The following is a 19,258-nucleotide window of genomic DNA, read 5'->3' as shown; positions in this document are numbered from 1 at the left end:
AACCATGGAACACGCTGAATTCAAATACGATGCCCTGAAAACCGCTCGACTGCCGGAACGCCTCATCTTCGGCCACCGGCCTTTGGTGCTGCTGTTGTTCACCCTGGCGACACTGTTCCTCGCCTACCAGGCCTACCAGATCAAGCCCGACGCCAGCTTTGCCAAGCTGGTGCCCCAGACCCACCCCTTCATCCAGAAAATGAACGAGCACATGCGCGACCTGCGTGCCGCAGGGGTCAGCCTTAAAGTATCGGTCGCAGTGCGTGAGGGCGATATTTTCAATGATGAGTATCTCGCTACTCTGAGCCAGATTTCCGACGAGATTTTCTATATCCCCGGAGTCGACAAAAACGGTCTGAAAAGCATCTGGAGTCCTGACGTGCGCTGGACCATGGTGACCGAGGACGGCTTCGATATGGGTTCTGTGATCCCCCCGGACTACGATGGATCGAAAGAGTCGCTGGAGCAGTTGCGCCTGAATCTCAATCGGTCGGGGATCATCGGCTCGATGGTCGCCAACGACTTCAAGTCGACGATAATCGAAGTACCCATCTACGATACCGATCCCACCACCGGCGAACAGCTGAACTACCTGGAATTCTCGCGCAACCTCGAAAAGCTGGTCAGGCAGAGCTATGAAAGCGAGAACATCAGCATTCACATTATCGGGTTTCCCAAGTTAATCGGTGACCTGCTGGAGGGCATCGGGGCGATATTCATCTTCGCAGCGGTGACCCTGCTGATCACCTTTGTGCTGCTTTACGTCTACACTCGCGACCTTCGGGCGACGTTTGTTCCGCTATTCTGCTCGATACTCGCTGTTATCTGGCAGTTGGGACTACTGCGCCTCGCTGGGTACGGCCTCAATGCCTATTCCATCCTGGTGCCCTTTCTGGTGCTGGCCATCGGCGTCAGCCACGGGGTGCAGGTTATCAATGCAGTAGCCCTGCAACTGGGTGACCGGGGCCACCGCCTGATTGCCACTCGTCTCGCATTCAGGGGGCTTTATATCGCGGGTATGACCGCACTCATTTCTGACGGTATCGGGTTTATTACCCTGCTGGTCATCGACATCGGTGTGATTCAGGAACTGGGTATAGCCGCCAGTATCGGTGTCGCGTCAATCATACTCACCAACCTGGTGCTTTTGCCCGTCATCATTTCCTATACCAGCATGAGCAAGGCCGGGGTCAAACACATGAAGGTGGACCCGAACCGTCGCCACAAACTGTGGTCACTGGTTTCCCTGTGTGCCACACCCAAAGTCGCCGCCATCTCACTGCTCGTCGGGCTGGCGGGCTACGGGGTCGGTATATGGGGTGGCCAGAAAATGCAGATCGGCGACCTGGATTCCGGGGCTCCGGAGCTGCGACCGGACTCTCGCTACAATCTCGATAACTCGTTCATCACCAGTAATTACGCGGTGAGTTCTGACATCCTCGTGGTCATGGTGGAAACGCCATTACAAGCCTGCGGGCTGTACCGCAATATCCGCCTGATCGATAAGTTCGACTGGTATATGGAGAACGTACCGGGGGTCCAGTCGGTGATTTCCCCGGCAGACGTGGTACGCATGACAGCGACTGCGTTGAATGAAGGCAATGCCAGGTGGGAAACCCTGTCGCGCAGGCAACGCGTGATAGACGGTGGGCTGGCCAATGTACCTCGGAGCCTCATGAACCTCGACTGCAGCCTTGCCATGGTGGTTCTGTTCCTGGACGATCACAAGGCAGAAACCCTGGAGAGAATCACCGACGAAGTGCAGTCCTTCCAGCAAAGGTTCGGCAACGACCAGATTCACTTTGCGCTGGCGGCGGGCAACGCCGGCGTAGAGGCGGCGACCAACGAGGAAATTGCGGTGGCCCAGTCGCAAATACTCACCCTCGTCTACACGGTGGTCGCGGCACTGGTATTTCTCAGTTTCCGCAGCCTGGTCGCCGTTATCTGCATTATCCTGCCGCTGGGCATGACCTCGGCGCTATGCCAGGCCCTGATGGCCCAACTCGACATCGGTATCAAGGTAGCGACGCTGCCGGTGGTCGCTCTCGGTGTCGGCGTCGGCGTGGACTACGGAATTTATATATTCAGCCGCCTGAGCTTTTATCTCAGACGGGGCCTGCCCATGCGTGAAGCCTATTATCTGGCACTGACTACCACGGGAAGAGCCGTCGCCTTCACCGGGTTTGCGCTGGGCATCGGGGTGGTGACATGGATTCTTTCACCCATCAAATACCAGGCCGATATGGGCATGCTGCTCACCTTCATGTTTCTGTGGAACATGGTAGGGGCGCTGTGGCTGCTGCCCGCGCTGGCGACCTTCCTGATACGGCCGACAAAAATACCGGGTCGTGCAACCGGGGCGGCAGAACCTGCGCCTGCGGAATATCATCAGCCTCCGGGAAACGCAAAGACAGAGGGATGATTCAGATTGGCACGCATGGCAACGCTGGAAGCGCACGGTCAGCGAATTCGACTGCAAGCGACGTTCACCAGGGCCCGGTAGCGAGAAAGACAGCGGACCCGCATGGGGCGATAGCAACCACGGTGAGGACTGCGGGACTGGCTGCCTGCGGTGCGCAAGCTGTTTGTCACCGACCCCTCCGATGAATAACGGCTCGATCTTAGCCGGACCAAAACGCCCGCAACTCACCAGCCACGGCCCGCGGTTGCTCCATCTGCAACAGGTGGCCCGCGGCCGGGAAGGTGAGGCGACGCAGGTCCGGCGCGGCCCCCGCAAGCAGGTCGGCAATCCGCAGAAAATCGCTGAAGTCCCGCTCACCCGTCAGTAGCAGGGTGGGCACAGCCAGGCCGTGCACCCGGTCCAGGTCGGGATGGTCCGGCAACTGGTGATCCGCCAGCCACTGCCGACCGGCGAAGCGGTCAATGCTCGCGCGCAGGGCGGGACCAGCGTTGGAACTGCGGGTGGTTTCGAACAGGGGGTGTTGCCACCAGAGCTGGCGCGCCCGGTCCATGTTACCGGCGCGGGCCTGTTCGATAATCGGCCGCCACAGCGCGCGCCAGTCGTCGGACCACTCCCAGCCAGTAATCGCCGGGCTGATCAGCACCAGTCGTCGCACCCGCTGCGGATGATCGAGCGCAAAATTCAACGCCACTGCGCCCCCCATGGAAACGCCCACCAGGTCCACAGGTCCCGGGGCACAGTTGTCCAGTACCGCCAGCAGGTCTTCACTGTGGCTGAACTCCCGCTCATCGTGGGCGCGGGACGCCCCGAAGTCGCGCAGGTCATAACGCAATGCGATGACATCTCCATCAAGTTCGTCCCAGAGCGGGTCCCAGACCTGCAGACTGCCACTGAAACCGTGCAGAAACACCGCGTCCGGCCGCTCCCCGCGCTGCGAGGCGTGAATGTCGACGCCTGGACAATGAAGCGTCGTTACCTTTTCAGGTATCGAGCCGGGATAATTTCCAGACACCGGTTTTCCTTCATTGGACCTGTCATCCGGGTATTGTAGCGATGTCCAGATGGATAATCCTGATTATTACCCTGTTGCTCATCAGCGCCGGTGGCTACGGGTTCACCCGTACTCCCGGGCAGCGGGGTTCCCGCAGGAGACGTCAACCAGGGCCTTACGACTCCATCGACGGGGAGTTCACGGCTATCGACGACAGCCGGGGCAGCTGCAAGCGCATGCGACTTGAGGCGGCGCGAATACAAAAGCCGAGGATATGAGCCACTGTTACTTCTACCAGCCGGACTTTCCCGAGGCCCGGGACGCCTATGACATCATCGCTTGCTTCTTCCAGGAGAAGCGGGATAAGCGGCGTCCCCGCCGCTTGCGACTGGTTAGCCCGGGTAGGCCACCGAACCGGTCAGTCGCAGGTCCCTGCTGGAAGCGCCGACGGCGATCTGATACTCACCGTTGTCAATATGCCAGTTATTGCGCTCGGGGCACCAGTAGGCCAGGGCCTTTGCCGGCAGGGTTATCGTTATGCGCCGCGACTCCCCGGCAGCAAGCACCACCCGTTGAAAGCCCTTCAGCTCCCTCGGTGGCCTTGGCAATTGCGGGTTGGCGCAGCCAACATAGACCTGCACGATGTCACAGCCATCACGGCTACCGCTGTTGTGAATATCGCAGGAAAGCTCCAGTTCCCCGTCGGACGTCCACCCGCCAATCCTGAGAGCGGAGTAGCTGAACTGCGTGTAGGACAGCCCGTGGCCGAAGGGAAACAGGGGTTCGATCGCCTCCCGGTCAAAATGGCGATAGCCCACGAAGACGTCCTCGTCGTAATGTACCTGCTCGCTGCTGCCGGGAAAGCGCCGGGGATCGCTGTGGGCAGGGCTGTCCGCGAGCCTCCGGGGGAAAGTCACCGGCAGCTTGCCCGCGGGATTGACCTCGCCGAACAGGGTATCGGCAATGGCCCGACCACCTTCCATTCCCGGGTACCAGGCCATCAGTATGGCGGGCACATCGTCCGCCCAGGGCATGGCCAGCGGGCTGCCGCTGACCACCACCACGACAGTGTTGGGATTTGTCGCCAGGGTCTTCCGAACCAGCGCATCCTGCTCCGGCGGCAGATCCATGTGCGGTCGGTCCTTTACCTCGCTGTCGCCGCCGAGTCGATGGCCCAGCCCCACCACGACGATGGCGGCGTCGGCGGCGGCCGGGTCGTCGACAATGTCGCAGGTATCGCCGAGGAAATCGCGAATACCCTGCAAAGGCGTGACCTCATAGGGCGACCACACGCCCGCACTGCCACCGTACAGCGGCAGGCACGTGCGCTTGCGCGCCCGCTTGCCCAGTATTGCCAGGCGGCGAACCCGGGTCCGGTCCAGGGGCAGCACCCCCCCGTCATTCTTCAGCAGGGTCATCCCCTGTTCCGCCATCCGTCGCGCCAGCTTCTGGTGCTCCGGCGTATTGCGCCGGCCGGTCGGATGGCCCTGGGCCGGGCGAGTGTGCAGCCACACCCGCAGCAGGTTGCGAAGATTGGCGTCCAGTTCCGCCTCGCTGAAGGCACCGGCATCGAACTCCCGTTGCAGGTTCCGTTGGCGCATGCGGATACCCTTGCCGGGCATTTCCAGGTTCAGTCCCGCCTTCAGGCAGGCCGCGCCGCTGCTGGTGCGCTTGCCGGCGAACCAGTCCGATACCACGAAGCCGCTGAAACCGTATTCGTCCCGCAGGCGGTCCTGCAGCAGGTCCGCGCTCTCGCAGGCCGCGACACCGTTGACCGCATTGTAGGCCGCCATGATCGACCACACGTCTGCCTCTCGCACGGCAGCTTCGAATACCGGCAGGTAGATCTCGCGCAGGGCCCGCTCACTGACCTCGGCGCTGGTTTTCATGCGGTATGTTTCCTGGTTGTTGGCCGCGTAATGCTTGACACAGGCGGCGACACCGGTGGCCTGGATTCCCCTGATCGCGGCCACCGCCAGGCGACTGTTGAGGTGGGGGTCTTCGGTAAAGTATTCGAACGTGCGCCCGTTGAGCGGGGTGCGGCAGATATTCACCGCCGGCCCCAGCACCACCTGGGCGCCGACCGAGCGCGCCTCCAGGGCCAGGGCTTCACCAAACTCCCGCGCCAGCTCCGGGTTCCAGCTGGCGGCCAGTGCGATGCCAGTGGGGAACGCGGTACAACGCCGAAAACCGGAGTGCAAACCGATCCCCCGGGGTCCATCGGTCAGCTTCATCGGTGCCAGTCCCAGCCGCGAAATCCCCTGGGTCTGCCAGAAGCTCTTGCCCGCCAGCAACGACAACTTTTCAGCCACGGTCATGGCCGCGAGTAGCCCGGTGACCTCCGACTCCAGCCGTTCATCTGCACGCAACCCTGCCTCCATCACCCATCTCCTGTTCGTTACCCGCCAGTCACAACAATACCGGCAGTCAATACATTGACGGGTAGGTTATTGTCAGTCAACATCGTTGTTTACCTGAAAACCAGGAAACATGTCGGATGGCCACAGAACACACTGTTATTGTCGGCGCCAGCCATGCCGCCGCGCAACTCGTCACAAGCCTGCGCCAGGGCGGCACCATTACCTATCGCAAGCGGGCGCGCAAGGCCCTGCCTGCCGGACAGAACGCGAATTCTGAATCGCTGGCGGACGACAACGTGGAAGCACAGCAAGCTTTTGCCAACTGACCCTGGAAAACGACTGAAGGAATACCTCCAATGCCCCTTGTGACATTCATCACCCACGACCAGGCCGAACACGAAGTACACGTGACTGCCGGCACGACCGTCATGCGTGCGGCCATCGGTAATGGTGTCCCGGGCATTCTGGCCGAATGCGGTGGGGCCCGCAGTTGCGCGACCTGCCACTGCTACGTGGATGAAGCCTGGATGGAAAAAACCGGCGTCGCCGATGAGGTCGAATCCGAAATGCTCGATTTCGTCATGGAACCCAGGGAAACCAGCCGCCTGAGCTGCCAGATTACCCTCAGTGATGAACTGGACGGTCTTGTCGTGCACCTGCCCGCCAGCCAGTTCTAGGCGGGGTGACTTCTCTGTAACCTTCTGGCTTCAATACCTACCTGTTCTATACTCCAGGACTGACGTTCAATGAGGTGATACGGCATGAACACAAAAAACATACTTGTCACCGGCGGTACCCGGGGTATTGGCCGGGCGATGGCGATTGCACTGGCGGGCCTGGGTAACCGTGTCGCGGTCACGGGCCGCAACGAGCAAAAACTCAGGGAGGTCGCCAGGGAGTTGCCCGGGGGCATTGCCATTCTGGCCGATGTCACCGATGCCGCCCACAGCCAGTCAGTCATTGATGAGGTGACTACCGACATTGGTCCCATCGAGGTACTGATTAACAACGCCGGTATTGGTGGCGGAACCGACGGGCCACAATTATTGATAGACATGGATGCTGACGATTGGTGGCGGGTACAGGAAACCAATGTGCGTGGCCCCATGCTGTATACCAAGGCGGTTCTGCCGGGAATGATCGAACGCGGCGAGGGCATTATTATCAATGTTGGCAGTTACCTCTCTATTCGCCCGTCTCCCATGGCTACCGCCTATGGAACCAGTAAGGCCGCGTTAGCGCGCTTTACTGACTGCCTCGCGGTGGAAGTTGCCGACCAGGGTGTACAGGTATTCTGTATAAGTCCCGGTCTCGTTTTAACCGACATGACGCGCGATTTACCTTTTATCAATGACATTCCTGAGGATGACTTTCAGCGTCCGGAAGATGTCGCAGGTTTGGCCTGTGAGCTGGTGACAGGCAAATACGGCAAGCTCAGCGGCCACTTCATTCATGTAAAGGACGAACTTGCAACATTGCTCGCTAACGCGGAGCGATTGAAAAAGGAACGGCTCTACCAGCTCAGTCTGCATGGACTGGAAGGACTGATTGACTAGCTCAAGGAAGAAGTATCACTACATCTGGCAAAAAATAGTCGTTTTTTGGGAGACTAAGGATGACGGAAGCTGAACTGGTTGAGGCATGGGGCCTGTTTCTCGGCAATAGCCAGACGGCGCTGGGCCTTTATCTCTCGGTTCTGACGGGATACTTGATTATTGCTTACCTCGTCGGCGATAAACTCACCCGCACCCAGGTTATGATCGTGACCGTTCTTTATGTCTGCGCGACAACAATTATTTCAGTGTGGTTTTTCGCCTGGTGGAGCCGGGCACTGGAATTCGCAATGGAAGCAAAACGACTAAACCCGGATCGGCAGGTAGACAACAGTGTTGGAGCGACCTGGCTCATTACTGTGATGCTCTTCATGGCAATAGTCGCTTCTCTCTACTTCATGTGGAGTATCAGGCACCCGAATACAGACCGAGAGCCTTGAAGTGGAAGTTTGCACTTCCTTCATTGAGACTCTCGATCATGTGGCATTCCTCCTTTCAGTCGGAAATGGAGATGCTAGCGTGGCACGAATCTGCAAACTCGGTGTCCGGGTTCACCCCAAACGCTGGACGCCCCCGATGGCCATCTCCTGTTCCGGCCGAACCCTGACAGGGAGAGCATTGCACTGATGCAGGGATAGCGCTCCGGCCCGATACATGTAAAACTGCCACGAGCGATAAAAAGCCGGCAAAAGCTTCACACCTCTCATGATCGCATCATTTGGCAACTACAGACTCGATACCGATAACTATCTGTTATTGGAGGATAACAAGCCTGTCGAGGTCGAACCCCAGGTTTTCGCCGTGCTACAAACCCTGATCGATAACCGTCACCGTGTGGTGACCAAACAGGATTTGATCGATGCGATCTGGAATGGACGCATCATGTCCGATGCCGCGATATCCAGCCGCATCAAAAGTGCCCGCCAGGCGATAGGCGATGACGGTCGAGCGCAACGTGTTATCAAGACGGTACACGGGGTTGGCTTCCGCTTTATTGCTGAGGTGAATGTCACAGCGTCACCCGGTGGGAATTTTCGGTTGGCGGGTCCCGGCGCTCACGCTACTGAGCGCGTCGATGACGAAAGGCCGTCTATCCTGGTTCTGCCTTTTTCCCAAACCGGCAACAGCGCGCCCTCGATACTTCCACAGGGACTTGCGCACGATATAATTACCGGCTTGTCACGCTTGCGCTGGCTCAAGGTCATCTCCCGGTCGAGCGCCTTCAAGCTGAGCAGCAGTGAAGAAGACCTGCAGCGGCTGCTTGCACTGACAACGGTGCGCTACTGCTTGTCGGGCTTCGTCGATACTGCGGGAAGACAGGCACATTTCAGCTTCGAGCTTACCGACCTGCAGAGCGGTGCCATCATACTGGCTGACCACATTGCCATGAGCAGGGACCAGGTCAATGAAGTACGGACTGATATTACCCGGAGAATAACCTCTATCCTGGAAATCCAGATTTCAGAACACGAAGCGCAACGGGCGCAATTGAAATCTACTGAGAACCTGGACGCCTGGGAGGCCTACCATTTGGCCACCGCCCACCTGTATCGTTTTACAGCCAAAGATAATGAAAAAGCGACCGCACTGTTTCGACACGCGGTCCAGCTGGAACCCCGGTTTGCCAGGGCACACGCCGGACTGTCCGCGGCCGAATTTCAAAACGCCTTCAACATGTATGCGGGTATCGACCGCAACCAGGCGGTGCAGAACGCAGTCCAGAGTGCCGAGCGTAGCATTGAACTGGACCGGCTCGATCCCCTGGCCAATTTCGTCATGGGCCGCAGCCACTGGCTACGTGGCGAAACCGAACACAGCATCGCCTGGTTGGAACGCGCACTGTCGCTAAACCCCAATTATGCCCATGGCTACTACGCCCATGGCCTGGCCTCCCTGATGACGAGTAACGAACGGCGCGGTTACGACAACGCGGAACATGCCGTTTCCCTGAGTCCTCTGGACCCATTCCTCTACGGTTTTTACGGGATCAAGGCTTTCTCTTACCTGGCTGACGAGGACCTCGAAAATGCCCGGGTCTGGGCGGAAAAAGCCGCACTGCAACCCGAGGCTATTGTGGTAATGGATATGTTGGCGGCGGCGATCTGTGAAATGAATAGCGACCTGCTGGCAGCCAGGAAATGGATGGAGCGCGGAAAAAATCGCCGCGCAGACATCGATAGCGACTACTTCTTTGAAGCCCTCCCCTTCGGCCAGGGGAATATTCGCAGCCTCATCACCTCATCACTGATGCGCCTGGGCCTGTAATTCACGGCGGGCCCTCCGCCATCAGTAGTCACTTTTTCACCGTTACCCCAATTTCTGCAGATTTCCCCGGAATTTCTGCAAGTTCCCTGCTTCCAAATTTGGGTAAATAGGCCCGTCCCGAGGGCTCATTTTCCCACGTTACAGGCAAACGCCAGGAGAGCGGCCAGGTAAATTGAGGAGAAATTAATGCATCAACATCGACAATCCGACGCGAGAGACCGTGAATCGCGCCCCATCGTGGCGATTCACGGGTCAGCCAGCAGTGGCGCCTTATGGGCTCCACTGGTTAACGCCTTTTCGCCGGGGCGCACTATTCTCGCCCCCGATCTCAGGGGATACGGGGCACAGGACCGGCGCTGCCTGAATCGTGCAGCGACGCTGCAGACCCGTGCCGCACCGGTTGTCAAGGCGATGACCCGGCTGGATAGGCCTGTTCACCTAATCGCCCACTCTTTCGGGGCATCGGTTGCATTGCAGATCGTAAAAACGGTGCCCGGACAGGTCAGGAGCCTGACTTTTTACGAACCCGTCATACCGGCTTTGCTCAGGGACAGTGGCCAAATGCACGACCTGGAGTTAGTTGGAGACCTGCTGGCAGTTTCTGAAGTTTTGCAGGGAGCCTCAGCGGGCGTTGGCATGGAAACCTTTGTCAATTTCTGGGCCGAACCCGGCACCTGGCAAACGCTTCCCGAGGAGATTCAGCGCAAACTCTCCCGACTTGCACCCATTGTGTACCAGGACTTCCTGGAGGCGTATCACAACACATCGCCAAACACGTTTTCACAGCTTGAGTTCAATGGGCCGGTCAGGCTTCTGCTTGGGGCCAGGGCCAATCGGCAGGCCATTCGGATGGCGGAACTTCTCGCCCAACAATACCCACAGGCCAGCACCCAAACTCTCAGGGATATGGGACATCTGGGGCCCTCAACTCACCCTGAGCAGGTTCACTCCACCATTGTGGAACACATCGGGTTCATCGAAGCAGGCAGCGACTTTGAGCGTGCACAACAACTTGTTATTAACGGATAAGTCCGCGACGGAGATCACCATGAAATTTATCAAACTTGGCTACAGCGTTATCACCTATCTTTTCTTTCTGGCGGTGTTCAATTACCTGGTGCTGTTTCTCGGCGCTGGTTTTTTAGCAGAATGGATTCCCGTTCTATCGACGGCCAAGACCGTTGACTCCGGGTCTGTCTATTTCGCCCTGCCCGCGATTCCCGCATGGCTGGGTAACATTGTTTTGCTGCTCGTGTTTTCCTTCCAGCACAGCATTATGGCTCGCGCTGGCGTCAAGCGTGTGGTCACGAGGTTTATTCCCGAGAGTGCCGAGCGCAGTACCTATGTTTTATTCACCTGCGCGCTCCTGGCGTGGATGTTCCTGGCGTGGCAGCCGCAATCATCGGTAATCTGGGCGACTGAGGGCTGGCTGGCTGTGAGCCTGACGCTGATTTTCCTGCTGGGCGCGGGACTGGTGCTGTGGTCGACCTTTATGATCAGCCACTGGCGCCTGTTTGGACTGTCTCAAGCCTGGCACGCCTTTGCCGGAAAGGAGCTTGCCCCGGACAGCTTCGAGACGCCCTCGCTGTACAAGTATTCTCGACACCCCATGTATGTGGGTATTCTGCTGGTCATGTGGTCCACCCCGCAGATGACAGTGGGTCACCTGGTGTTGGCCCTGGTCTGGACTGCCTACGTGTTTATCGGTATCTACTTCGAAGAGCGCGACCTGATACGCCACTTCGGCCAGCAGTATCTTGACTATCGGAACTCGGTTTCAAAGTTGTTCCCCTTCAAATCGCTGCTTGGAAGCGCCCCTATGCCAGGGCGCGATAAAGCGAAAGCCAACTGATTATCAGCCAGTGGAGATAGCCATGAAACAGCAAGCAAAGTGCCTGTGCGGCAAGGTAAGCATCACCGTAAGCGGCAAGCCTGAACTGTCAATCGTCTGCAACTGCACTAACTGCCAGCGAAGAACAGGCTCGCCGTTTGCAGCCATCCTGTACTTCCCTGACAACCAGGTGGTAGCGCAAAGTGGTGAAACGAAGAGTTATCAGTTCAGGGTGGAAAGTGGCAACACCAACACCACCTTCTTCTGCCCGGATTGTGGCTCGACCGTGTTCTTCAGGGTCGATCTTTTTCAGGGCCAGACAGGCATTGCCGCCGGGTGCTTCAACGATCCAGATATCCCGATGCCGGCGGCCAGTGCCTGGACAAAATCGAAGTACAGGTGGGTCCAGTTCCCTGAGGACCTGCTTTTACTGGAGAAACAAGTGCCCAGCCATACGTCGGTGTAGACTCGGGGTTCAGTGAGGCGCAAGTCCATCGCCCCCACGGCATTCCCAATCGGCTTGCGCTGACCGGGCCTGGGCGTTTTCTACCCGGAGAGAGATTAGATGACAGTAGCAGGCTTACAAATTGCTCTTCAGGTAGGCCTTGAGAATAGAGTGGGTGTCGACCCGCAGCACCCCGTACATGGAGTTTCGCAACATTTCCATCGCATAACGCGCTGCCATCTCCTTGCGCGCCCGCTTGCCGCGGGCATGGGCCCGTACCCAGACAGGCCACATGAAGTAACCAGTGAGCGTCATGACTGACTGAACCTCCACGTCGATATCGTCGACACTGGCATCGCTGTCGGCGAGTGTTTGCACCGCCTGCTCGAAGCGTCGATAAAAAACGTCTTCCTGGGGGTTCTCCCGCGACAGCACATCGTATAACCAGACCCGGCCAATATCCGGGTTTTCTATCGCGTATTCGGCCAGGCGCCGGTTGAATCCCGCCATGCGCTCGATCACCTCATCCATGTGATCCCGGTCCGTCCTGAGCTGGTCCTGCGGGACCGCCCGGTCCAGGTCGCCACCCTCAAAGACCGCATCGAGGAGTTGGTGGGACACCCAATCAAGCGTGGCTCGCACCAGGTCTTCTTTCTGCTGGAAGTGCTGGTAGGCAGTCCCGCGATTGACTCCGGCCACTTTAGCCACTGTGGATACACTCAAACCCTCGGCGCCGTCGCGGGCCAATACGGTTTTGGCCGCCTCCAGAATCGCGGTTCGGGTCGTTTCCGGGTCCCGCTTGCGGCGATTTTTATCCTGTTTCGCTGCCACGCTGTTCTCCTCTGGCCCTGGTCTTGCTATTGGTCTCGCGCCAGTTGAGTTCCAAACGCTACCGCGCCGCCAACGCTGCGCGGACGAGCGCAATCGTCCGGGAGCGCCTGCTAGGCAATTTCAGCCAGCAGTTCACGCGCGATGATCACCCGCTGGATTTCACTGGTACCTTCGTAAATCGACGTAACCCGGGCGTCCCTCGCATAGCGTTCCAGCGGAACCTCCCGGGTATAGCCGATGCCCCCCGCCAACTGTATCGCGGTATAGCACACCTGGTTGGCGGTCTCCGATGCGTGCAACTTGGCCATCGAGGCCTGCTTGGAAAAGGGCCGCTGGTTTTCCTTGTTGAACGCAGCGAAGAGCACCAGCAGGCGCGACGCCTCCAGTTGCGTATAGGCATCCGCCATCATCCACTGTGGCCCCTGCATACTGGCGATACTCGTCCCGAACTGTTCCCGTTCACTGGCGTATTGTCGCGCATAGTCCATGGCTGCCAGGCCGACACCCAGGGCGAGCGAACCGATGCCGATCCGGCCGCCCGCCAGTTCAGCCACCGCGATCCGGAAGCCATCGTTGAGCTGTCCCATGAGGGCCGTTCCCGGCACCCGGCACTGGTCGAAAATCACCTGGTTGGTCGCCGATGCGCACTGCCCCATCTTGTGTTCTGCTTTGGCCACGGTAATACCTGGCGTATCGCCCTCCACCAGGAAGCAGGAGATCCCCCTGCCCCGCGGTGCATCGGGATCAGTGACGGCCCAGACCACGAAAACGCCGGCGTATTCCGCACTGCTGATCCACATCTTGGTGCCATCGATGACCCAATCATCACCGTCCCTGACGGCGCGGGTTTTCATCCCTGAAGGGTCGGATCCTGCGCCCGCTTCCGACAGGCAGAAGCCGCCCGCCGGATACTCCCCGGAGCACAGCCGTGGCAGGTAATCCCGCTTCTGCTGCTGGTTGCCAATCGCCTGGATAACTTCGCCGACCATATTGGTGACCGACATGGTGACCGCGGTTGAAGCACAGGCCCGGGCGATTTCAGTGATGGCCACACTGAAAGCCACAACCCCAACCTCGGAGCCACCGTATTCGGCATCCACGTTCATCCCCATGAAACCCAGATTCGCCAGCCCCTGCAGGTTCTTCAGGAAAATTGCCCGGTCTGCCTCCTTATCCGCCCCAAGGTCCAGGCGCGCGGCAACCGGCGCCAGTTCAGTCTCAGCGAAGCGCCGGGCGATTTCCGCCACACTCGCTTGTTCTTCAGTGAGATCAAAATTCATCGTGTTTCCTACAAAACCTCCAGACCGATAGAGGTCGCTTCACCGCCACCGATGCAAAGACTCGCCACCCCGCGGGTTTTACCCTGTCGCTTGAGCGCGTGCAGCAGGGTGACGATGATCCGCGCCCCGGAGGCGCCCAGCGGATGCCCCAACGCACAGGCGCCACCGTTAATATTGACCTTGGCATGATCCAGGCCGAGGTCATTAATCGCCATCATGGTGACCATGGCGAAGGCCTCGTTGATCTCGAACAGGTCGACGTCCTCAACCCGCCAGCCGGTCTTTTCCAGCAGCTTGTTGATCCCCGCAATCGGCGCCGTGGTAAACAGGCCCGGGGCCTGGGCGTGACTGGTGTAACCCGCCACCCGTGCCAGCGGGTCAACACCCAGGGCTCGGGCCCTGGCCCCCGTTGTCACCAGCAGTGCCGCCGCCCCGTCTGAAATCGAGCTGGAATTCGCCGCGGTAATCGTACCCTCGGGCGAGAAAGCGGGCCTCAGATGCGGAATTTTTTCCGGCCTGGCGGCTCCCGGCTGTTCATCCACGTTCACCTCGCGGGCCCGGTCGCCTTTGCCTACCGTCACCGGGACCAGTTCTGCCGAGAAATAACCGTTCTCTATGGCCTCATTCGCACGGGCCAGGGAGGCCAGGGCAAAGGCATCCATCTCCTCACGGGTAATGCCTTTCAGGTCCGCGGTCTCCTGGGCAAATTCGCCCATCGCCCGTCCGGTGTAGGCGTCCTCCAGTCCGTCGACGAACATGTGATCCCTGATCCGGGCGTGCCCCAGACGCAGTCCGGCGCGGGTTTTCTCCAGCAAGTGGGGAGCCCGCGACATGCTCTCCATTCCGCCGGCAACCATGATCTCACCACTGCCAGCGCGGATCTGGTCGCAGGCGTACATCACCGCTTTCATGCCGGAACCACACACCTTGCTGATGGTGGTGCAGGGCACGCTTTCACCCAGGCCGGCCCCGAGAGCGGCCTGCCGGGCGGGCGCCTGGCCCAGCCCCGCGGCCAGCACATTACCCATCAGCACCTCGTCAACGTCGGAGGCATCCAGGCCCGCCTGCGCCAGCGCCCCGGCGATGGCCACAGCGCCAAGTTCCGGCGCCGCCACAGAGTCCAGGGCTCCCAGGAACCCTCCCATGGGCGTGCGGGCTGCGGCGGCAATTACGATATCATCTGCGTCCATATTCATTCTGTTAACCTCAAAAAGTGACTGCAGTGCCTGGCCCGGAATAGATGATGGCACCCGCTATGAATCCTATATATAATCACCATTGTTGTACACTTATCCCGTACGCGGCCAGCAAAAGGTTAAAACCCCATGATTCTCAACAAGCGACGAGTTGTAATTACCGGAGCGGCGGGCTCACTGGGTCAGGCTGCGGCCGCGAAAGCCCGTGAATACGGTGCCCACGTAACAGGCCTGGACATTGCCGACACGGGACAACTGGACAATGTGGACGCCTATTATAGCGTGGACCTGCTGGACCCGGCAGCCACACGCGAGTGCTTCGCCAAACTCGGCCGCGTGGATGCATTGTTCAACATCGCGGGGGGCTTTGCCATGGGCGACACGGCTTTCGACCCCGATTCCGACCAGTGGCAGCGCATGTTCCAGATCAACGTCGACACCCTGCGCAATGCCACCATGGCCGCCGTCCCCCTGCTGCAGAAAAATGATCGCGGTGCGATCGTCAACATCGGCGCGCTGGGTGCGCTGCAGGGACAGGGCTCAATGAGTGCCTATTGCTGTGCCAAGGGATCGGTGATGAAACTGACCGAGAGCCTTTCCGATGAACTCAGGGCAGACAACATCAACGTCAATGCGGTCCTGCCGAGCATTATCGACACCGAGGCCAACCGCCAGGGCATGCCCGACGCTGATTTCAGTACCTGGGTTACACCCAGCGGACTGGCAGAGGTGATGTGCTTTCTGGCCTCGCCCCAGGCCGGCGAAATTCACGGCGCTCTCATCCCGGTGAGAGGCCGCGCCTGACCCCAAGAGGCGCCTTCCGGGGCCGGGGTATACGACGACCACTCGGGAAAAATCCTGGCAGTGCGCCATCATTCCACGACAGGACTGTAGCCCGTCACAATATTTTCCGCAAAAGCTGCTACGCTTGAAGGTAAGCAGCCGGGGAAACAGGCGTGACCGACAACATCCAGGAGTTGTACCTGCACACTCGACGCCGGTCCGAGGCGTTCTGCGAGCCTCTTTACCCCGAGGACTATGGTCTGCAGGCAGCTCCTTTCACCAGTCCGCCCAAGTGGCACCTTGCCCATACCACCTGGTTTTTTGAAACCTTCCTGCTGAAGCCTTTTCTCCGGGACTATCAGAGCCCCGACCCTCACTACGAAGTGTTGTTCAACTCCTATTACAACGGTATTGGCGCCCAACATCCGCGAGACCAGAGGGGATTGTTATCTCGCCCGACCGTGACCGAGGTCAAACACTACCGCGACCTCATCGATACAGGAATTGCCAGGCTGCTCGAGCAGGAACCGAATCACGCAGAAGTCAGCAGACGGATCCGCCTGGGGATAGAACATGAACGGCAGCACCAGGAATTGTTCTTCACCGACCTCAAATATTCCCTGGCGGCCAATCCTCTGGCACCGGCGTATCGGGATGCGCCCGCCCCCCGGCACTCGACTGCAGCGCCAGTGACCTGGCACAAGTACAACGGGGGCCTGGTGGAGACTGGCCACCAGGGCCCGGGGTTCTGTTTCGATAATGAACTACCGCGCCACAAGACCTATCTTGAGCCATTCCAGCTTGCCAACAGGCTTGTCACCAACGCTGAGTACCAGGCCTTTATCGACGATGGCGGTTACCGGCGCCCCGAGTTCTGGCTGGCGGACGGATGGTCTACGGTCTGCGCGGAGCACTGGCGTGCCCCCTATTACTGGCGCGAGGTGGACGGCGAGGGATGGGAGTTCACCCTCCATGGACTCCAGCGGAGGGAGGCCCAGGCCCCCGTCGCCCATGTCAGCGGCTACGAGGCTGACGCCTTTGCCCGCTGGGCCGGCGCTCGATTACCTACCGAACAGGAATGGGAACTGGCAGCCAGCTTCGAGCCCGGTGCGAGCGAGGGTATCGACGACGGTCACCTGCATCCTCCGCCAGCCACTGGCGACCGTGGCATGCAACAACTCTACGGACACTGCTGGCAATGGACCCAGAGCGCCTACAGTCCCTATCCAGGTTTCAACCCGAGTTCCGATGCGATCGGGGAGTACAACGGCAAATTCATGAGTAACCAATGGGTACTGCGCGGCGGTTCGTGCGTATCTGCGGCAGATCATGTGCGACCCAGTTATCGCAATTTCTTCTACCCACCGGATCGCTGGCAGTTCAGCGGCATCCGCCTGGCAAAGTCACTGTCAACGGGATAATCCATGACCATTAGCCGCCAGGGCAGGTCCTCACCGCAAGGTGATCCCGCCAATGTCCATTTCTACAACGCCCATCCCAGTGCGGGAGATGGCAGAAAGGAATTATTGGAGGGCCTGCTACAAGCGCAAAAGCGCATCAGTCCAAAGTGGTTTTATGACGAGCGCGGCTCGCAGTTATTCGAGGAGATCACCCGCCTGCCCGAGTACTACCCCACCCGCACCGAGGTGGCCATTCTCGAAGAACACCGGGATGACATCAGTGCTCACTGCGGTACTGACTGCGTGCTCATCGAGCCAGGCAGTGGTAGCTGCGAGAAAATCCGGTTATTGCTGGAGGCGCTGCGACCTGCTGCGTATGTACCCCTGGATATCTCCGCGGAGTTCCTGCGGGAAACCGCCCTGCAGCTCGGTACCGATTATCCCTGGTTACCGATCAGGGCGATCTGTGCCGACTTCAACTGTGACTGGTCTTTCCTCAAACACCTGCCACCGGGGAAACGGGTGGTGTTCTACCCCGGCTCCACCATTGGCAACCTGACGCCGGAGGATGCGAGAAACTTCCTGCAACGGGTGCGCCGGGTCATCGGCGAAGACGGTGGCATAGTGGTCGGGGTAGACCTGCACAAGTCCCGAGAGCGATTGAACTCAGCCTACAATGATACCAGCGGGGTCACGGCGGATTTTAACCTCAACCTGTTAACGCGACTGAACCGGGAACTGGATGCAGCGTTCGACCGCAACAATTTCAGCCATTGCGCGTTCTACAACGTAAAGGTCCAGCGTATTGAAATGCACCTGGTGAGTAAGAAAGACCAGCGGGTGCGCTGCAATGGCAGTTACATCGAACTCAGTGCCGGTGAGACCATCCACACAGAGAACTCCTACAAATACACGATAGAAGGGTTCGCAGCCCTCGCGGGTCTTGCCGGGCTGGCCCTGCGCCAGAGCTGGCTGGACCCTGATCGGCTGTTCAGTGTCCACTACCTTTCAGCTGCCTGACCTCGCCGCCAAACAATCCACTGGCGCGGCTGCGGCGGACGCTAACAGCCCGCCACGAGGGCGCTGGCCCAATCGTCAGTTCCGGCTTGCCGGCTGTACCCCGACGTAGCGCTGGTCCCACTTGTCAATAATGGCCTGGTGGCTGCCGTCTGACTCAGCCCTGGCCAGGGCGGCATTGAACTCGGCAATGATATCTTCATGCCCCGCCAGGCTGCGGCTGATGGCCACGTGGCGCGCCACCGGCTGCAGCTGGATGCCGGTCACCGAGAACTGGTTCAGCCTGTCTTTCAGGTACTCGTTCAACTGGTAGATGATGGTGCGCCTGTCACCGATCACAAAGTCCACCTTGCCGCTGAGCAGGTTGAGCAGGTTCTGGATCAGGTGGTTTTCCTCCACCAGGGTCAGCCGGGGAATCGCCGCCAGGTCTACCCCGTAGGCGTAATCGGTTCTCACCCCCAGGCGGGCGCCGGACAGCTGGCGCAGGTCGGTGAAGTTGCGTGGTTCGTTGCGCCGTTTGAGGATGATCAGCTTGCTGCTCAGGTAGGGTTCGCTGAATAACAGGTCCTGGGCACGTTCCTCCGAATACCAGACGGCGGCGAGCCTCTTGTAAACACCGAGCTTCGCCCCCTCCACTGCACGCGACCAGTTCTCTATTGAAATCTCTGGTTTCACCGACGTTGAGGAGAACACATGCTCGACCAGTTCCAGCGCCAGGCCGCGTTGCGGCAAGCGGGCATCCGCATAGGGCGGCGAGGTATTGGCCATTAGCTTCAGGGGCTGCTGGGCCTGGGCACCGAGGCTGAAAAAGGCCAGCCCGGCGACCAGCAATGCTACAAATCGAAACATGAAATCACCTTGTTTAAACGCGTATGCGAGGGCAG

General features: G+C 59.3%; 19 protein-coding genes. 13 read left to right on the top strand and 6 right to left on the bottom strand.

The features are described 5' to 3' along the window. Positions 1-4: 4 nt before the first annotated feature. Positions 5-2,422 carry an efflux RND transporter permease subunit gene (locus E2F43_RS07865; RefSeq protein ID WP_133211429.1) on the top strand — a complete coding sequence of 806 codons (2,418 nt, stop codon included), beginning with the start codon at positions 5-7 and terminating at the stop codon, positions 2,420-2,422. A gap of 199 nt (positions 2,423-2,621) precedes the next feature. Here the strand turns inward: E2F43_RS07865 and E2F43_RS07860 are convergent, their stop codons facing one another. Further along, entirely contained in the window at positions 2,622-3,434 is an 813-nt protein-coding gene (locus E2F43_RS07860; protein WP_165954233.1) for an alpha/beta fold hydrolase, read from the bottom strand. Between the two features lie 41 nt (positions 3,435-3,475). On the opposite strand from E2F43_RS07860, the gene E2F43_RS07855 reads away from it, so the two are divergent. Continuing rightward, entirely contained in the window at positions 3,476-3,691 is a 216-nt protein-coding gene (locus E2F43_RS07855; protein ID WP_133211425.1) for a hypothetical protein, read from the top strand. A gap of 114 nt (positions 3,692-3,805) precedes the next feature. On the opposite strand, the gene E2F43_RS07850 is transcribed toward E2F43_RS07855, so the two are convergent. Next, positions 3,806-5,794, bottom strand: a complete 1,989-nt coding sequence (locus E2F43_RS07850; RefSeq protein WP_133211423.1) for a beta-glucosidase — start codon at positions 5,792-5,794, stop codon at positions 3,806-3,808. Positions 5,795-5,910: 116 nt separating this feature from the next. On the opposite strand from E2F43_RS07850, the gene E2F43_RS07845 reads away from it, so the two are divergent. The 8 genes from E2F43_RS07845 (at position 5,911) to E2F43_RS07810 (ending at position 11,888) form a co-directional block, all read left to right on the top strand. Beyond that, positions 5,911-6,099, top strand: coding sequence for a hypothetical protein (locus tag E2F43_RS07845; protein ID WP_133211421.1), 189 nt, complete (start codon positions 5,911-5,913; stop codon positions 6,097-6,099). A 30-nt stretch (positions 6,100-6,129) separates the two neighbouring features. Next, complete coding sequence (locus tag E2F43_RS07840; RefSeq protein ID WP_133211419.1) at positions 6,130-6,450, top strand: 2Fe-2S iron-sulfur cluster-binding protein; 321 nt, start codon at positions 6,130-6,132, stop codon at positions 6,448-6,450. Positions 6,451-6,534: 84 nt separating this feature from the next. After that, positions 6,535-7,329: an SDR family NAD(P)-dependent oxidoreductase gene (locus tag E2F43_RS07835; protein ID WP_133211417.1), complete on the top strand. Its 795-nt coding sequence runs from the start codon at positions 6,535-6,537 to the stop codon at positions 7,327-7,329. 59 nt (positions 7,330-7,388) lie between these two features. Continuing rightward, positions 7,389-7,766 (top strand): hypothetical protein, encoded by a 378-nt coding sequence (locus E2F43_RS07830; RefSeq protein ID WP_133211415.1) that lies wholly within the window; start codon positions 7,389-7,391, stop codon positions 7,764-7,766. 265 nt (positions 7,767-8,031) lie between these two features. Next, the gene (locus E2F43_RS07825) at positions 8,032-9,591 is read left to right on the top strand and encodes a winged helix-turn-helix domain-containing tetratricopeptide repeat protein (RefSeq protein WP_133211413.1); all 1,560 of its coding nucleotides are present in this window, start codon (positions 8,032-8,034) and stop codon (positions 9,589-9,591) included. A 186-nt stretch (positions 9,592-9,777) separates the two neighbouring features. Then, positions 9,778-10,620: an alpha/beta fold hydrolase gene (locus E2F43_RS07820; RefSeq protein WP_133211411.1), complete on the top strand. Its 843-nt coding sequence runs from the start codon at positions 9,778-9,780 to the stop codon at positions 10,618-10,620. A 19-nt stretch (positions 10,621-10,639) separates the two neighbouring features. Continuing rightward, positions 10,640-11,443, top strand: coding sequence for a methyltransferase family protein (locus tag E2F43_RS07815; RefSeq protein WP_133211409.1), 804 nt, complete (start codon positions 10,640-10,642; stop codon positions 11,441-11,443). 22 nt (positions 11,444-11,465) lie between these two features. Then, on the top strand, positions 11,466-11,888 hold the full coding sequence (locus tag E2F43_RS07810; RefSeq protein WP_133211407.1) for a GFA family protein: 423 nt from the start codon (positions 11,466-11,468) through the stop codon (positions 11,886-11,888). Between the two features lie 114 nt (positions 11,889-12,002). Here the strand turns inward: E2F43_RS07810 and E2F43_RS07805 are convergent, their stop codons facing one another. The 3 genes from E2F43_RS07805 to E2F43_RS07795 all read right to left on the bottom strand — a co-directional run bounded on the left by E2F43_RS07805 (position 12,003) and on the right by E2F43_RS07795 (position 15,168). Then, a complete protein-coding gene (locus E2F43_RS07805; RefSeq protein WP_165954232.1) occupies positions 12,003-12,698 on the bottom strand; it encodes a TetR/AcrR family transcriptional regulator in 696 nt (231 codons plus the stop codon). A 110-nt stretch (positions 12,699-12,808) separates the two neighbouring features. Continuing rightward, positions 12,809-13,978 carry an acyl-CoA dehydrogenase family protein gene (locus E2F43_RS07800; protein WP_133211403.1) on the bottom strand — a complete coding sequence of 390 codons (1,170 nt, stop codon included), beginning with the start codon at positions 13,976-13,978 and terminating at the stop codon, positions 12,809-12,811. An 8-nt stretch (positions 13,979-13,986) separates the two neighbouring features. Continuing rightward, complete coding sequence (locus tag E2F43_RS07795) at positions 13,987-15,168, bottom strand: thiolase family protein (protein ID WP_238946880.1); 1,182 nt, start codon at positions 15,166-15,168, stop codon at positions 13,987-13,989. A gap of 135 nt (positions 15,169-15,303) precedes the next feature. On the opposite strand from E2F43_RS07795, the gene E2F43_RS07790 reads away from it, so the two are divergent. The 3 genes from E2F43_RS07790 (at position 15,304) to egtD (ending at position 18,377) form a co-directional block, all read left to right on the top strand. Then, the gene (locus tag E2F43_RS07790; protein WP_238946802.1) at positions 15,304-15,978 is read left to right on the top strand and encodes an SDR family NAD(P)-dependent oxidoreductase; all 675 of its coding nucleotides are present in this window, start codon (positions 15,304-15,306) and stop codon (positions 15,976-15,978) included. A 152-nt stretch (positions 15,979-16,130) separates the two neighbouring features. Beyond that, entirely contained in the window at positions 16,131-17,378 is a 1,248-nt protein-coding gene (gene egtB, locus E2F43_RS07785; protein ID WP_133211399.1) for an ergothioneine biosynthesis protein EgtB, read from the top strand. A gap of 3 nt (positions 17,379-17,381) precedes the next feature. After that, positions 17,382-18,377: an L-histidine N(alpha)-methyltransferase gene (gene egtD / locus E2F43_RS07780; RefSeq protein WP_133211397.1), complete on the top strand. Its 996-nt coding sequence runs from the start codon at positions 17,382-17,384 to the stop codon at positions 18,375-18,377. A 75-nt stretch (positions 18,378-18,452) separates the two neighbouring features. On the opposite strand, the gene E2F43_RS07775 is transcribed toward egtD, so the two are convergent. Then, positions 18,453-19,223, bottom strand: coding sequence for a substrate-binding periplasmic protein (locus E2F43_RS07775; RefSeq protein WP_133211395.1), 771 nt, complete (start codon positions 19,221-19,223; stop codon positions 18,453-18,455). Between the last annotated feature and the right edge of the window lie 35 nt (positions 19,224-19,258).

This window comes from Seongchinamella unica, from assembly GCF_004354085.1.
Classification (GTDB): domain Bacteria; phylum Pseudomonadota; class Gammaproteobacteria; order Pseudomonadales; family Halieaceae; genus Halioglobus; species Halioglobus unicus.
The sequence above is the reverse complement of the archived record's forward strand: the minus strand, read 5'-3'. Positions and strand labels throughout refer to the sequence as shown.